The sequence below is a fragment of the Amycolatopsis kentuckyensis genome (assembly GCF_002155975.1).
GTDB lineage: Bacteria > Actinomycetota > Actinomycetes > Mycobacteriales > Pseudonocardiaceae > Amycolatopsis > Amycolatopsis kentuckyensis.
In genome coordinates this window covers 18,484-32,167 of record NZ_MUMI01000075.1, presented here as the reverse complement: position 1 = coordinate 32,167, position 13,684 = coordinate 18,484, and the positions used below count along the sequence as shown (strand labels likewise).

The following is a 13,684-nucleotide window of genomic DNA, read 5'->3' as shown; positions in this document are numbered from 1 at the left end:
GCCGCCGGGTCCGGGGATCGCGCTGGACGTCGGCTGCGGCACCGGCCGGTTCGCCCGGCGGCTGGCCGCGACGGGCATGGCGGTGGAAGCCGTCGACGTCTCGGCGGCGATGGTCGAGGCGGCGGCCGGGCTGGGGTCGCCGGGACCGGGCGAGATCGTCTACCGGCAGGCCGACGTCACCACCGACCCGCTGCCCGAGGCGCACTACGACTACATCTCGTGCCTGGCGTCGCTGCACCACATGCCGTTCGAGACGGTCACCAAGCTGCGCCGCGCGCTGGTGCCGGGCGGGGTGCTCGCGGTGCTCGGCCTGGCGAGACCGAGCACGCCGCCGGACTGGGCGCTGGCCGTCGCGGCGATCCCGGTCAACGCGCTCGCGCGGCTGGTCGTCTACGCCGGCGAACGGCTGAACGGCGGCCCCGACGAGGGTCCGCAGGCCCCGGTCGTCGACGACTACCCGACGCTGGCCGAGCTGCGCCGCGAGTCGGCCCGGCTGCTGCCCGGGAGCACGGTCCGGCCGTTGCTGTTCTGGCGCACCTTGATCACTTACCGTGAGCACGGCGACGGTGACCCGACTGGCGGGTGAACTCAGCACCCCCGGCGCCCCGGGCTCGCTAGATGTGGTGGCAGCAGTTCCACCAGCGAGAACGGGGTCTTCATGCGCATCACCCGGCTGCTCACCGCCGCAGTCTCGGCAGCCGTCCTGCTCCCGGCGTCGGCCACCACCGCCACCGCGGCGCCCATCCGCAGCTACGTCGCCCTCGGCGACTCCTACACCTCCGGTCCGTTCATCCCCACTCAGCGGCTCGACCCGCTGGGGTGCGGGCGGTCGACGGCGAACTACCCGTCGGTGGTGGCCGCGGCGCTGCACGCGGACCGGTTCACCGACGTCAGCTGCGCCGGCGCGGACACCACGAACATGACCCGCCCGCAGAGCGTGCCCGTCGGCGGCACCAACGGCCCGCAGCTGGACGCGCTGCGGATCGACACCGACCTGGTCACGCTCGGCATCGGCGGGAACGACTACGGCATCTTCGGCAGCTTGACCTCGACGTGCCCGGGGCTGCGGGCGAGCGACCCGACCGGCAACCCCTGCGAAGAGCGCCTCAACGAGTCGGTCACCTCGGCGATCGACAACATCGGCCCGCGGGTCGAGGCCGTTCTCGCCGCGATCCACGAGCGCTCGCCGAAGGCGCGGGTCCTGCTGGTCGGCTACCCGCGGATCGCCCCGGACAAGGACTACTGCCCGGACGTGCTGCCCTTCGCCGACGGCGACTACGCGTGGCTGAACGGCGTCGAGGAGAAGCTGAACCGGACGCTGTCCGACGCCGCGGACGCGGACGGGGAGGCGCAGTTCGTCGACACCTTCGGCCCGTCACGCGGCCACGACGCCTGCGCGCGCGGCGGCTCGGCGTGGATCAACGGCCGGCACCAGAACGTCCTCGAGGCGGCGGCCTACCACCCGCTGAAGGCCGGGATGGCCGGCGTGGCGGCGGTGGTGCTCAAGGCGCTGAGCTGACGAAGTCCAGCACGAGCCGGGCGAACTCGTCCGGCAGTTCGGCCGGGGCGCCGTGCCCCGCATCGATCTCGGCGGCGCGCGCGTCCGGGATCGCGGCGACCAGCGCACGCTGCTGGTCCGCCGTCACGATCCGGTCGTGCGCGCTGCCGAGCACCAGCACCGGCGCGGTGATCTCGGGCAGGACCGGCCGCAGGTCGACGGCGCGGTCGGCCTCGATCTGGCGGTCCGCGCCGGGCTGGATCACCGTTTCCAGGGTCTTGACGAGCTCGTCGTTGCTCTCCGCGGTGGCCTGCTCCCAGTAGCGCGGCCCGAAGGCCATCAACGGCAGCATTCGGGCGAAGGTCCCGGTTCGGAGCAGCTCCAGCCAGTAGCGGAACTCGGCGTCCTGCCGGACGTCGGTGGCCGGCCAGGCGGCGTGCAGGACCACGTTCCGGACCCGGTCCGGGCGAGTGCCGGCCAGGTGCGCGGCCACGACGGCGCCGAGCGAGTGCCCGACGACGTGGGCGGTGGCGAATCCGGCGTGGTCCAGGACGGCTTCGGCCTGGGCGGCGAGGGCTTCGACGGTGATCGGACCACCGTCGTCGGTGGTCAGGCCGGAGCCGGGGAAGTCGGGGGCCAGGACGGTGAAACCGTTCGCTCGTCCGGTGAAGTGTCCCCACTGTTCGCGCGACGCGGCGGTGCCGTGCAGCAGGAGCAGGCCGGGTCCGTCGCCGGTCCGGTCGTAGTGGACGACGGTGTCTTCGAGCGTCACTTTCGGCATGGTTCAGGCGATCTCTCGGAGGGCGGCGGTGAACGCGCGCGGGTTTTCCTGGTGCGGCACGTGCCCGCAGCCGGCGAGCACGTGCACGCGGGCACCGGGCGTTTCCACGGCGCAGCCGCGCGGTACTTCGAGCGGGATCTGGGCGTCCAGCTCGCCGTGCAGGTAGGTGATCGGGACGGCGAGGTCCTTCAGGCCGGGCCGCGGATCGTAGGTGGTGCACTCGGTGAACAGTTCGTCGATGTAGGGGCCCGAGTCGAGCAGCTGGCGGATCGTCCAGTCGACGAGGTCGCAGGAGGCGCCGGCGGCGAACCAGCCGGGCACCCACCCCGCCAGCGTGCCGGCGCGGTCGTCGACGAGCTGTTTCCGCAGGTCGCGGATCTGGTCGAGCATGCCGGTGCTCGGCCAGTACCCGGGCCCGTCGACCACGACGACGCGCTCGACGAGTTCGGGGCGGGCCAGCGCCAGCTCCGTGGCGAAGACACCGCCGATGCTCGACCCGACGACGGTGGGCTTGATCTTCAAGATCTCGATCACCTGCGCGAGGTCCGCGGCGATCTGGGCGATGGTGTTGCCGTCGGCGGGGTGGTCCGAGCGGCCGCACCCGCGCCAGTCGAGGGTGACGACGCGGTGGTCGCGCACGAGATCGGGCAGGCACGAGTACCAGACGCGGCCGCTGGTCCCCCACCCGTGCAGGAGCAGCAGGGCGGGGCCGGCGCCGGCGTCTTCGCAGTGGAGGCGGGTTCCGTTGACTTCCAGGAAGGGCATGCCGTTCAGCGTCGTCGGCGGGCACGGGCTTTTCGATGGCCAAGCCGCTCGTACACTGATCACGAAGCCTGATGAACGGGGTCGGCCGGTGGAGCTGCGCCAGTTGCGGTACTTCGTGGCGGTGGCCGAGGAACTGCACTTCGGCCGAGCGGCGGAGCGGCTGCACATCGTCCAGCCGGCGGTGAGCCAGCAGGTCCGCCGGCTGGAGCGGGAGCTCTCGGTGGTCCTGTTCTCGCGCACGACCCGTTCGGTGGTGCTGACGGAGGCGGGCAGCCGGTTCCTCCCGCACGCCCGCGCGGTACTGGCGGCCGCGGACCGGGCGGCGGACTCGGTGCTGGAGTTCCGCACGTCGCCGTCGCTCCTGCGCCTGGGCACGAGCGAAGGCCTCGGCGACCGGTTGGACGGCCTGCTGAGCGCCTTCGCGCGGCTGGCGCCTTCGGCTTCGCTGGAGCTGGTCCACGCGCCGACACTGCAACGGCTGCAGCGGGTCCGGGACGGATCGCTGGATGCCACGATCGTGCGGGGTTCTTGGCCTTCTTCGGGACTGGACCTCACTCCTTTGTGGATGGACGAGGTGCTGGTGGCACTGCCCGAATCCCATCCGCTGGCCCGCGAAGACGTGGTTTCGTTCGCCTCGTTGGCGTCGCTTCCGGTGCGGTTGAGCCCGCCCACGCGGAACCAGCCGTTGTTCGACTTGGTGCTGTCCTGCTGCCGGGAGGCGGGGTTCGAGCCGGTGCTGGGGGCCGACTTCACGACGGCACAGGACACCTTGGGGACACTGGGTTTCGGCCGTCCACACTGGACGGTCTTCTACCGGGCACACGCGAACCTGCTGCCGGTACCGGGCGTGGCGTTCCGGCCGCTTCGGGATCCTTCCCCACGGATGCAGACGTACCTGGCCACCCCGGCGGACCGGCGGGTGACGCCGGAGGTGGTGGCGTTGATCGAAGCGGCGCGGGCTACCGAAGCACCAGCTACCACCACCCGAGGAACATCAGATCCGGATTCACGATCATCACGGTGACCTCCCCAGCCCCGGGAGCGACGGCGAACTCGATGGTGAAACTCTCCGAGTGCTGACCAGTCCGGGCTCTGACCACCAGACCCACCTGCGCGGAGCGCTTGCCGGTGTGCCCACCGAAGGCCTGGGCATCAGGGATCATTCCCACACTGTCGGCTGTCCGCACAGTGACCGCCGGCCCGCTCGCGAGTCCGTCAGGCACTCCGACGCCGGCATCGAAGACCCAGTTGCCCCCCTCGGGTGTACCCGAGCGCGCGCCACTGCCGAAAACACAGCTGAACTTCTGGAAGCTCGCGGCGCTTCGCAGGAGGACGCGATACCCGACCTCGTAATGAAGACGGGGGCACCCCGGCATTGGCCGCAGTCGACAGGACCGACGCGGAAAAGTGCACGCCCGGCCGCGCCGCCAGTTCCCGGTAGGTCGGGCGCCCCGGGCGACCTGGCCTCGCCATTCTCACCCTCGCGGCCGGAGCAGCCTGTTCACGAGCGACGCAGCACGGGATTCCACTCGACGGCAAGATTCCAAATCAATTCCACACCGAGGGCAGGACAGCGAAAGCCCGGCACTCCACACCAGAGTGCCGGGCTTCGTCCACAAGCCTCAGGAAGCCGGCAGAGCCGCCAGGCGTGCCGTGATGCGGTCGATGTCCGCCGCCGCCGTTTCCTTGCGGAGCTTGATCTTGGCCACCACCTGCTCCGGGGCCTTCGCGATGAACGCCTCGTTGCCGAGCTTCGCCTCCGTCTGGGACAGCTCCTTCTCCGCCGCCGCGAGGTCCTTCTGGAGCCTCTTGCGCTCGGCCGCCACGTCGACCGTTCCCGACAGGTCCAGTTCCACCGTCACCACGCCGTCGGCCAGGGCCACTTCCAGGGACGCGCTCGCCGCGAAGTCGTCCGAAGGCGCATTCAGGCGGACCAGTGACCGGATCGCCGATTCGTGACCGCCCGTGTACCCCGCGAGCCGGGCCGCCACCTTCTGGCCCGGCTTCAGGCCCTGGTCCGCGCGGAACCTGCGGATCTCCGTCACCAGCTTCTGGACGTCCGCGATCCGGGCGTCGGCCGAAGCATCCGCATACCCCTCGAAAGGCACCGGCCAGGCCGCGATCACCAAGGAGGCGCCGCCGGTCAAGGCCGTCCAGAGCTTCTCCGTGATGAACGGGATGAACGGGTGCAGCAGCCGCAGCACCGTGTCCAGCACGTGCCCCAGCACCGCACGAGTCGCCGCAACCCGAGCGTCATTCCCTTGGTACAGCTGGACCTTCGCCAGCTCCAGGTACCAGTCGCACAGCTCGTTCCAGGTGAACTGGTAGAGCGCGCCCGCCACCTTCGCGAACTGGAAGTCCTCGAACAGGCCGTCCACTTCGGACACCAGCGCGCCGAGACGGCCCAGGATCCAGCGGTCCGCTTCCGTCAGCTCCGCCGAGGAAGGCAAGGGGGCCGCGACCGAAGCGCCGTTCATCATCGCGAACTTCGTCGCGTTCCACAGCTTCGTGCAGAAGTTGCGGGAGCCCGCCGCCCACTCGTCGGCCAGGGCCATGTCCGCGCCCGGGTTCGCTCCGCGGGCCAGGGTGAACCTGGTCGCGTCCGCGCCGTACGCGTCCATCCACTCCAGGGGGTCGATCACGTTCCCGCGCGACTTCGACATCTTCTTGCCCTGGGCGTCGCGGATCAGGCCGTGCAGGTACACGTGGTCGAACGGCTGCTTGCCGTCCATCTGGTGCACGCCGAACATCATCATCCGGACGACCCAGAAGAACAGGATGTCGTAGCCGGTCGACAGCACGCTGGTCGGGTAGAAGCGCGCCAGGTCCTCCGAAGACGAAGGCCAGCCGAGCGTCGACATCGGCCACAGGCCCGACGAGAACCACGTGTCCAGCACGTCCGGGTCCTGCGTCCAGCCCTCGCCCGACGGCGGCTGCTCGTCCGGGCCCACGCACACGACTTCACCGTCCGGGCCGTAGTACACCGGGATGCGGTGACCCCACCACAGCTGGCGCGAGATCGTCCAGTCGTGCATGTTGTCGACCCAGTCGAAGTAGCGCTTGCCCAGCTCCGGCGGGTGGATCTTGGTGCGGCCGTCGCGGACCGCGTCGCCGGCCAGCTTGGCCAGCTCCTCGACCTTGACCCACCACTGCAGCGACAGCCGCGGCTCGACGACCGTGTCGCAGCGCGAGCAGTGCCCGACCGCGTGCACGTACGGCCGCTTCTCCGCGACGATCCGGCCGGCCTCGCGCAGCGCGGCGACGACCGCCGGGCGCGCCTCGAAGCGGTCGAGGCCCTCGAACGGGCCGGCCGCGGTGATCTCCGCGCGCTCGTTCATGATCGTCAGCATCGGCAGGTCGTGGCGGCGGCCGATCTCGAAGTCGTTCGGGTCGTGCGCCGGGGTGACCTTCACCGCACCGGTGCCGAACTCCGGGTCGACGTGCTTGTCGGCCACGATCGGGATGCGGCGGCCGGTCAGCGGCAGCTCGACCTCGGTGCCGACCAGGTGCGCGTACCGCTCGTCGTCCGGGTGGACGGCGACCGCGGTGTCGCCCAGCATCGTCTCCGCGCGGGTCGTCGCCACCACGATCGCGGTGTCGCCGTCGCCGTAGCGGATCGACACGAGTTCGCCGTCGTCGTCGTTGTGGTCGACCTCGATGTCCGACAGCGCCGTCTGGCAGCGCGGGCACCAGTTGATGATCCGCTCGGCCCGGTAGATCAGGCCCTCGTCGAAGAAGTTCTTGAACACCGTCTGGACGGCCTTCGAGAGGTTCTCGTCCATGGTGAACCGCTCGCGCGACCAGTCGACGCCGTCGCCGAGGCGCTTCATCTGGCCTAGGATCTTGCCGCCGTACTCGGCCTTCCACTCCCAGACGCGCTCGACGAACTTCTCGCGGCCCAGGTCGTGGCGGGAAAGGCCCTCGCCGGCCAGCTGCCGCTCGACGACGTTCTGCGTCGCGATGCCGGCGTGGTCCATGCCCGGCAGCCACAGCACCTCGTAGCCCTGCATGCGACGGCGGCGGCTCATCGCGTCCATCAGGGTGTGGTTGAGCGCATGGCCCATGTGCAGCGAACCGGTCACGTTCGGCGGCGGCAGTACGATCGAGAACGGCGGCTTCCCCGACGAGGCGTCGGCCGTGAAGTACCCGGCCGCTACCCAGCGGTCGTACATCGGTGCTTCCTCGGCGGCCGGGTCCCAGGCACCCGGAAGGTCGGTGGTCTGCTGCGGAGCGTTCTCGGTCACAATGGACAAGTCTACGAACCCGTCACGGCGGGTCACCCAGGGGGAAGGCACTCGGGATGACACAGCCTCAGCAGCCGCAGGATCCGGACGACCGGCGCCTCGAGACGCACCCGGACCTGATGAACCCGGACTGGCAGAAGTACGCCGCCCGGGACGCCTGGCTGGGCGCGAAGAAGGACCTCAAGAAGCGCCGCAAGCGCGAGCGCCGCACCGGTGGCTACCAGCAGCCCGGGCAGAGCCGCTGGCCGGGCGTGCTCGCCCTGCTCATCGTGGTCGGGCTGGTCGCCGCGGCGATCATCGTGCACCAGCTCCAGGGCGTCGGCGTCAACGAATTCGCGTACTTCGGGTAACGCTCGTCACCTCTCGTCGATGATCAGACGTCGACCTTGGGGGACGCACGTGGACGAGGACAACCTGCTCGAATCGCACCCGGACCTGATGGACCCGGACTGGCGCAAGCACGCGCAGACCGATGCCTGGCTGGGCGCGAAGAAGGACCGCAAGCAGTTCCGCAAGCAGCAGAAACGCGCCGGCCGCAAGCCGCGCGGCCGCTGGTGGGGCCTCGTCGCCTTCCTGGCGATCCTGGCCGTCACGACCACGGTGGTCGTGGTCCTCGGCCACCGGCCCGCCCAGGACGCCGCACCGCCGGACCCGACCTCGGTGCCGGACGTCGCTCCCGTCGACCTGGCCCGGCCGTACGCGCACACCCCCGCCGACGTCTGGCCCAAGGGGCTCGACGGCATCACGTCCCCGGCCGCCGTCGCGGTCGGGCCCTTCAAGGCCGACGCGGTCGCCGCCGCCTACGCGCAGGTCAAGCAGGCCATCGGTGCCGCGCACCTCGACCCGGCCGTCCTGACCGGGCACGACGGAAAGGCCTTCGCGGCCCTGTTCGCCCCGGACGAGCGTGACCAGCTCCTCCCCGAGCTGGCCAAGAAGCCGACGAAGGACTATGGCGGCTTCGCCGCATACCTCACCGAGATCGCCGACGGCTACCACCTGCTCGACGCGGGACCTCGCACCTTCGGCACGCTCACCGCGCGCGCCGGTGCCAAGCCCGGTGAGCTGGTCGTCGAGGCGAAGTACGCGGTCGCGTACGCCTTCGACCACGCCCACCCCCGGCAGCTGATGAGCCCCGCCGAGATCGTCACGTTCCAGCGCCTCGACGAGACATACGTGCTGCGGAGCGGCTCGTCGTTCGCGGAGAGCAGCCACGGCCTGTGGCTCGAGAACACGTCCGGCGCGTACTCGTCGGTGGGCTGCGCGGCGGCGAAGGAGGGCTACCTGGCGCCGGGCTACGCGAACCCGCCGGCGGTCGCGCCGCCGTCGACCGGCGATCGCGACGCGCCCGGCTACTACGACCCCAAGTACCCGGTCCCCACCCTCGACGGCTGCCCGGACTGAGATCCGTCACACGAGATGCACAGTCTGGACTGCACAGTTAAACTGTGTACATGGGCGAAATACCTCCGCACGTGGCCGAAAGCGCCGGCTGGATCCGCGGGGTCGTCGGGCAGCTGCACCGGCGGCTGCGCCACGTCGACAACGCCGGGGTCCTGACGCCCTCGCAGTCCGCCGTGCTCCACCGGCTCCTCCGCGAGGGCCCGGCCACGCAGGGGGAGCTCGCCGCCGCCGAGCACGTGCGGCAGCAGTCGATGGCCGCCACCCTCGGCGTCCTCGACGAGCTCGGCTACCTCGCCCGCACGCCCGATCCGGCCGACCGCCGCCGCGTGGTGATCAGCCTGTCCGATGCCGGCCGCGACACCGTGCGCGGGATCCAGCAGCACCGCGACGAGTGGCTGGCCCAGGCCTTGCTGGACGAGCTGTCCCCGGCCGAGCTGGACGCCGTCACGCGCGCGCTTCCGCTGCTCCAGCGCGTCGCCGAACACTGAAGGAGTTCCTCACGAGCACCGTCACCGCCCCCGCCGGGTTCGGCGCCCGCCTGGTCACCCCGCTGGTGGCCGGCGCGGTGCTCAACCCGATCAACTCCACGCTCATCGCCGTCGCGCTCGTGCCGATCGGCCACAGCTTCGGTGCCGGCCCCGGGCAGACCGCCTGGCTGATTTCGGCGTTGTACCTGGCCACCGCGGTCGGGCAGCCGGTGGTCGGCCTGCTGGTCGACCGCCACGGCGCCCGCCGCGTCCTGCTCGGCGGCGCGAGCCTGGTGATCGTGGCCGGGATCGCGGGCATGATCCCCGTCTCCGTCGGCTGGCTGACCGGCGTGCGCGTGGTCCTCGGCCTGGGCACGTGCGCCGGGTTCCCGGCCGCGATGGCCGTGCTGCGCCACCACGCCGAGGCGAGCGGCCGAGGCGTGCCCGCACGGGTGCTGTCGGTGCTGTCGATGTCCGCCCAGACGGTGATGGTGATCGGCCCGACGCTGGGCGGACTGCTGATCGGGCTCTTCGGCTGGCCCGCGATCTTCGCGGTGAACATCCCCCTCGCCGGGTTGTCGCTGGTCCTGGCGCTGCTGTGGGTGCCGAAGGACGACCGCGGCGAGCGCACGGCCACCCGGATCGACGTGCTCGGCATCGCGCTGTTCTCCGCGACGCTGCTCGCGCTCCTGTTCTTCCTGATGGACCCCGGCGCCGAGGTCTGGCTGCTCGCCGTCGTCGCCGCTTTCGGGACCGCCTTCACGCTGGTCGAGCTCCGGCGCGACACGCCCTTCCTCGACCTGCGGATGCTCGCGGCCAACGGCGCGATCCTGCGGACGTACCTGCGGCAGGCGCTGAGCTTCATGGCCATCTACGCGATCATGTTCGGGTACGTCCAGTGGCTGGAGACCGCGCGGCAGCTGTCGGAGGAGGCGGCCGGGCTGATGCTGCTGCCGATGTCGGGGACCGCCGTCTGCGCCGCGGCCTTCTCCGGGCGCGCGTCCGGCATCAAGGCTCGCCTGGTCACCGTCGCGGTGGCGCTGGCCGGCGGCTCGGCGCTGCTGCTGCTCGTCCACGACGGCACGTGGGTCGGCGCGCTGCTCGCCTTGGCCGCGTTGTTCGGCCTCGCCCAGGGGCTGACCAGCGTCGCGAACCAGACGACGCTGTACCGGGAGGCACCCGCCGACCAGATGGGCACCGCGAGCGGGCTCTTCCGCACGGCCCAGTACCTCGGCGCGATCGTGGCCTCGACGCTCATCGCGCTTTGCTACGGCCCGCACGCGGACTCGGCCGGCCTGCACCGGCTGGCCGTCGCGCTGGTCGTGATCAGCGGGCTGCTGCTCGTGGTCACCGTCGCCGACCGGGGACTGCGCACCGAACACACGTGACCCCGGTGGCCACCCCCGATCATCGAGGCGCACGATGAACACATGACCCGTGAAGCGCCGGCGCAGGACGTGGACGAGACCCGCCTCGAGGTGGGCAAGCCGAAGGGCTGGGCGGCCGGGATCCCCGGTGTCGCCGTGTCGCTCGCGCGCAGCGTCGAGCAGATGGGCACCGGCCGGACGATCAAGGCGCTGCGGCTGCTGAACCAGCGCGAAGGCTTCGACTGCCCGGGCTGCGCGTGGCCGGAACCCCGCGAGGTCGACGGCGAGAAGCGCAAGCTGGCCGAGTTCTGCGAGAACGGCGCCAAGGCCGTGGCCGAGGAAGCCACGAAACGGCGGGTGGACCGCGCGTTCTTCGCGCAGCACCCGATCGGCGAACTCGAAACCAAGACCGACTACTGGCTGGGCCAGCAGGGCCGGATCACCGAGCCGTTCGTGCTGCGCGAAGGCGCCACGCACTACGAGCCGATCTCCTGGGACGACGCGTTCGAGCTGGTCGCGGGCGAGCTCAAGGCGCTGGCCGACCCGAACGAGGCGATCTTCTACACCTCCGGCCGCACCAGCAACGAGGCCGCGTTCCTCTACCAGCTGCTGGTGCGCTCCTTCGGCACCAACAACCTGCCGGACTGCTCCAACATGTGCCACGAATCCTCGGGCGCGGCGCTGTCGGCCACCACCGGCGTCGGCAAGGGCTCGGTGAGCCTGGCCGACATCCACCGGGCCGACCTGATCGTCGTCGTGGGGCAGAACCCGGGCACCAACCACCCGCGGATGCTCTCGGCGCTCGAGGAGGCCAAGGGGAACGGCGCGAAGATCATCGCCGTGAACCCGCTGCCCGAGGCCGGGCTGATGCGGTTCAAGAACCCGCAGAACGTCCGCGGCGTCGTCGGCCGGGGCACGCCGCTGGCCGACGAGTTCGCCCAGGTCCGCCTCGGCGGCGACCTGGCGCTGTTCCAGGCCGTCGGGCACCTGCTGCTGGCCTGGGACGCCGAAGCGCCCGGCGCGATCGTCGACCGCGAGTTCGTCGACCGGGTCACCGAGGGCTTCGACGACTACGCGAAGCACCTGCGGGAGATCGACTGGCCGGAGATCGAGCGCGCCACCGGCCTCCCCCGCCCGCAGATCGAGCGCGTCGCCCGGATGATCGCCTCCTCCGAGCGCACCATCTACTGCTGGGCGATGGGCCTCACCCAGCACAAGCACGCGGTGCCGACGATCTCCGAGATCGCGAACCTCGCGCTGATGCGCGGGATGATCGGCAAGCCCGGCGCCGGCCTCTGCCCGGTGCGCGGGCACTCGAACGTCCAGGGCGACCGGACCATGGGCATCTGGGAGAAGATGCCGCAGTCCTTCATGGACGCACTCGCCTCCGAGTTCGGCATCGAGGTCCCGCGCGAGCACGGCTTCGACACCGTCGACGCGATCCGGGCGATGCGCGACGGCCACGGCAAGGTGTTCTTCGCCGTCGGCGGCAACTTCGCCTCGGCGACCCCGGACTCGGAGCTGACCGAGAAGGCGCTGCGCTCGTGCTCGCTGACTGTGCACGTCTCGACGAAGCTGAACCGCTCGCACGTCGTCCACGGCCGCACCGCGCTGGTCCTGCCGACGCTCGGCCGCACCGAACGCGACGTCCAGGCGAGCGGTGAGCAGTTCGTCACAGTCGAGGATTCGATGTCGCAAGTGCACACCTCGCGCGGCCGCCTGAAGCCGGCCAGCGAGCACCTGCTCTCGGAGGTCGCGATCGTCTGCCGGCTGGCCGAGACGCTGTTCGGCGCGGGCCACGCCGTGCCGTGGCGGACGTTCGAGGCCGACTACGACCTGATCCGCGACCGGATCTCGCGGGTCGTGCCGGGCTGCCAGGACTACAACCGCCGCGTCCGCGAGCCGGACGGCTTCGTGCTGCCGCACGCCCCGCGCGACTCCCGCGAGTTCACCGGGACCGCCAACGGCAAGGGCAACTTCACGGTCTCGGAACTGGAGTACCCGCAGGTCCCCGAGGGCCGGCTGCTGCTGCAGACGATGCGCAGCCACGACCAGTACAACACCACGATCTACGGGCTCTCGGACCGCTACCGCGGGATCGAGAACGCCCGCCGCGTGGTGCTGGTCAACCCGGACGACCTCGCGGCGCTCGGCCTGGCCGACGGGACCGTGGTCGATCTGGTCTCGGAGTGGCGCGACGGCGACCGGCGGGCGCCGGCGTTCCGGGTCGTCGCGTACCCGACCGCGCGCGGCTGCGCGGCGGCGTACTTCCCGGAGGCGAACGCGCTGGTGCCGCTGGACTCGGTGGCGGACAAGTCGAACACGCCGGTGTCGAAGGCGATCGTCGTGCGGCTCGAACCGGTCCCGGCGGACCGTCAGCCCTGAAAGTCCTTCTGCAGGGTGCCGGTCATGTCCGTGACCACGGCCTGCACGTTGTCCAGCGTCGCGGGCGGGATCAGCGCGGCCTCGGTCCCGCCGTCGGCGACGACCAGGCCGAGCACGACGTTCCCGGTCCGCACGGCGGCCCACTGCTCGGAGAAGCCGGCCTCGTCACCGACCCCGGTGGCGAGCCGGACACCGGAGTGGTCGCCGAGCGCGTCGGTCATCAGCTGGCTGGCCTTGGCGGCGGCCTCGTCCGCGTCGGACTGCGTGAACCGCACGACGGCGATCGTGACGAGCCGGTAGTCCTGCAGGTTCGGCTTGCCGCCGCCGAGGTCGCGCGCGAACAGCCGGCGGCAGGTGGTGACCTCGTTGTCCTCGCTGGCGTGGTCGTCGGGGATGACCTTGGCCTCGGCGGCCTTCACCGAGTCGGCCGGGATCTCGACGGTTCCGGGCGCGAGCTGCGCCTGCGCGTTCGGCCCGGGCAGCCGGCAGGCGTCTATCGCGCCCGGGTAGTGCACCGAAGCGGACGCCGACTGGCACCCGGCACAAAGAACGGCTGAAGCGAGGATGGGCAAGATCCACCCACCCCGGGCGAAGCTGCTGCGCATAAATTCCGGACTTTCCGTATTCCCTGAAATCGATTTTCCAAGATCACCCACCGATCGGGTGAGCTTTCCCGCCGTCACGTGGTCCTGCCCGCCGACGGTCACCGCACCCTGCCTCACCAGTGCGGCAGCGTCAAGACCACTGACCCGGGTGGTCCACCGTGGTCCGGTGGG

The 13,684-nt window shown here is 71.1% G+C and carries 12 protein-coding genes; 8 read left to right on the top strand and 4 right to left on the bottom strand.

Annotated features, from left to right (window positions below; all coding sequences use genetic code 11):
- On the top strand, positions 1 to 586 hold a 586-nt coding region (locus tag CCN39_RS08235), incomplete at its 5' end, for a class I SAM-dependent methyltransferase (RefSeq protein ID WP_086839977.1).
- Positions 587 to 658: 72 nt separating this feature from the next.
- Positions 659 to 1,519: an SGNH/GDSL hydrolase family protein gene (locus CCN39_RS08230; protein ID WP_086839974.1), complete on the top strand. Its 861-nt coding sequence runs from the start codon at positions 659 to 661 to the stop codon at positions 1,517 to 1,519.
- Here CCN39_RS08230 and CCN39_RS08225 read toward each other — a convergent pair.
- Together CCN39_RS08225 and CCN39_RS08220 are read right to left on the bottom strand one after the other, a co-directional pair.
- Entirely contained in the window at positions 1,503 to 2,279 is a 777-nt protein-coding gene (locus CCN39_RS08225) for an alpha/beta fold hydrolase (RefSeq protein ID WP_086839972.1), read from the bottom strand. The genes CCN39_RS08230 and CCN39_RS08225 overlap by 17 nt on opposite strands.
- 3 nt (positions 2,280 to 2,282) lie before the next feature.
- Positions 2,283 to 3,044, bottom strand: coding sequence for an alpha/beta fold hydrolase (locus tag CCN39_RS08220; RefSeq protein ID WP_086839970.1), 762 nt, complete (start codon positions 3,042 to 3,044; stop codon positions 2,283 to 2,285).
- An 88-nt stretch (positions 3,045 to 3,132) separates the two neighbouring features.
- Between CCN39_RS08220 and CCN39_RS08215 the strand changes: the two genes are divergently transcribed.
- Positions 3,133 to 4,068: a LysR family transcriptional regulator gene (locus CCN39_RS08215; RefSeq protein ID WP_086839968.1), complete on the top strand. Its 936-nt coding sequence runs from the start codon at positions 3,133 to 3,135 to the stop codon at positions 4,066 to 4,068.
- Between the two features lie 598 nt (positions 4,069 to 4,666).
- On the opposite strand, the gene CCN39_RS08205 is transcribed toward CCN39_RS08215, so the two are convergent.
- Complete coding sequence (locus CCN39_RS08205; RefSeq protein ID WP_086839964.1) at positions 4,667 to 7,288, bottom strand: valine--tRNA ligase; 2,622 nt, start codon at positions 7,286 to 7,288, stop codon at positions 4,667 to 4,669.
- 56 nt (positions 7,289 to 7,344) lie between these two features.
- On the opposite strand from CCN39_RS08205, the gene CCN39_RS08200 reads away from it, so the two are divergent.
- The 5 genes from CCN39_RS08200 (at position 7,345) to CCN39_RS08180 (ending at position 12,908) form a co-directional block, all read left to right on the top strand.
- A complete protein-coding gene (locus CCN39_RS08200; RefSeq protein ID WP_086839962.1) occupies positions 7,345 to 7,638 on the top strand; it encodes a hypothetical protein in 294 nt (97 codons plus the stop codon).
- 19 nt (positions 7,639 to 7,657) lie between these two features.
- A complete protein-coding gene (locus tag CCN39_RS08195; protein ID WP_143263980.1) occupies positions 7,658 to 8,689 on the top strand; it encodes a hypothetical protein in 1,032 nt (343 codons plus the stop codon).
- 50 nt (positions 8,690 to 8,739) lie between these two features.
- Positions 8,740 to 9,177 carry a MarR family winged helix-turn-helix transcriptional regulator gene (locus CCN39_RS08190; protein WP_086839983.1) on the top strand — a complete coding sequence of 146 codons (438 nt, stop codon included), beginning with the start codon at positions 8,740 to 8,742 and terminating at the stop codon, positions 9,175 to 9,177.
- Between the two features lie 65 nt (positions 9,178 to 9,242).
- Positions 9,243 to 10,544 carry an MFS transporter gene (locus CCN39_RS08185; RefSeq protein WP_086839958.1) on the top strand — a complete coding sequence of 434 codons (1,302 nt, stop codon included), beginning with the start codon at positions 9,243 to 9,245 and terminating at the stop codon, positions 10,542 to 10,544.
- A gap of 42 nt (positions 10,545 to 10,586) precedes the next feature.
- The gene (locus CCN39_RS08180) at positions 10,587 to 12,908 is read left to right on the top strand and encodes an FdhF/YdeP family oxidoreductase (RefSeq protein ID WP_086839956.1); all 2,322 of its coding nucleotides are present in this window, start codon (positions 10,587 to 10,589) and stop codon (positions 12,906 to 12,908) included.
- On the opposite strand, the gene CCN39_RS08175 is transcribed toward CCN39_RS08180, so the two are convergent.
- A complete protein-coding gene (locus CCN39_RS08175; RefSeq protein ID WP_086839954.1) occupies positions 12,899 to 13,423 on the bottom strand; it encodes a hypothetical protein in 525 nt (174 codons plus the stop codon). The genes CCN39_RS08180 and CCN39_RS08175 overlap by 10 nt on opposite strands.
- Between the last annotated feature and the right edge of the window lie 261 nt (positions 13,424 to 13,684).

Excerpts from the sequence above, each read along its gene's own strand:
- CCN39_RS08195 (WP_143263980.1), top strand. The coding sequence starts at position 7,658 with ATGATCAGACGTCGACCTTGGGGGACGCACGTGGACGAGGACAACCTG.
- CCN39_RS08180 (WP_086839956.1), top strand. The coding sequence starts at position 10,587 with ATGACCCGTGAAGCGCCGGCGCAGGACGTGGACGAGACCCGCCTCGAG.
- CCN39_RS08200 (WP_086839962.1), top strand. The coding sequence starts at position 7,345 with ATGACACAGCCTCAGCAGCCGCAGGATCCGGACGACCGGCGCCTCGAG.
- CCN39_RS08220 (WP_086839970.1), bottom strand. The coding sequence starts at position 3,044 with ATGCCCTTCCTGGAAGTCAACGGAACCCGCCTCCACTGCGAAGACGCC.
- CCN39_RS08190 (WP_086839983.1), top strand. The coding sequence starts at position 8,740 with ATGGGCGAAATACCTCCGCACGTGGCCGAAAGCGCCGGCTGGATCCGC.
- CCN39_RS08230 (WP_086839974.1), top strand. The coding sequence starts at position 659 with ATGCGCATCACCCGGCTGCTCACCGCCGCAGTCTCGGCAGCCGTCCTG.
- CCN39_RS08225 (WP_086839972.1), bottom strand. The coding sequence starts at position 2,279 with ATGCCGAAAGTGACGCTCGAAGACACCGTCGTCCACTACGACCGGACC.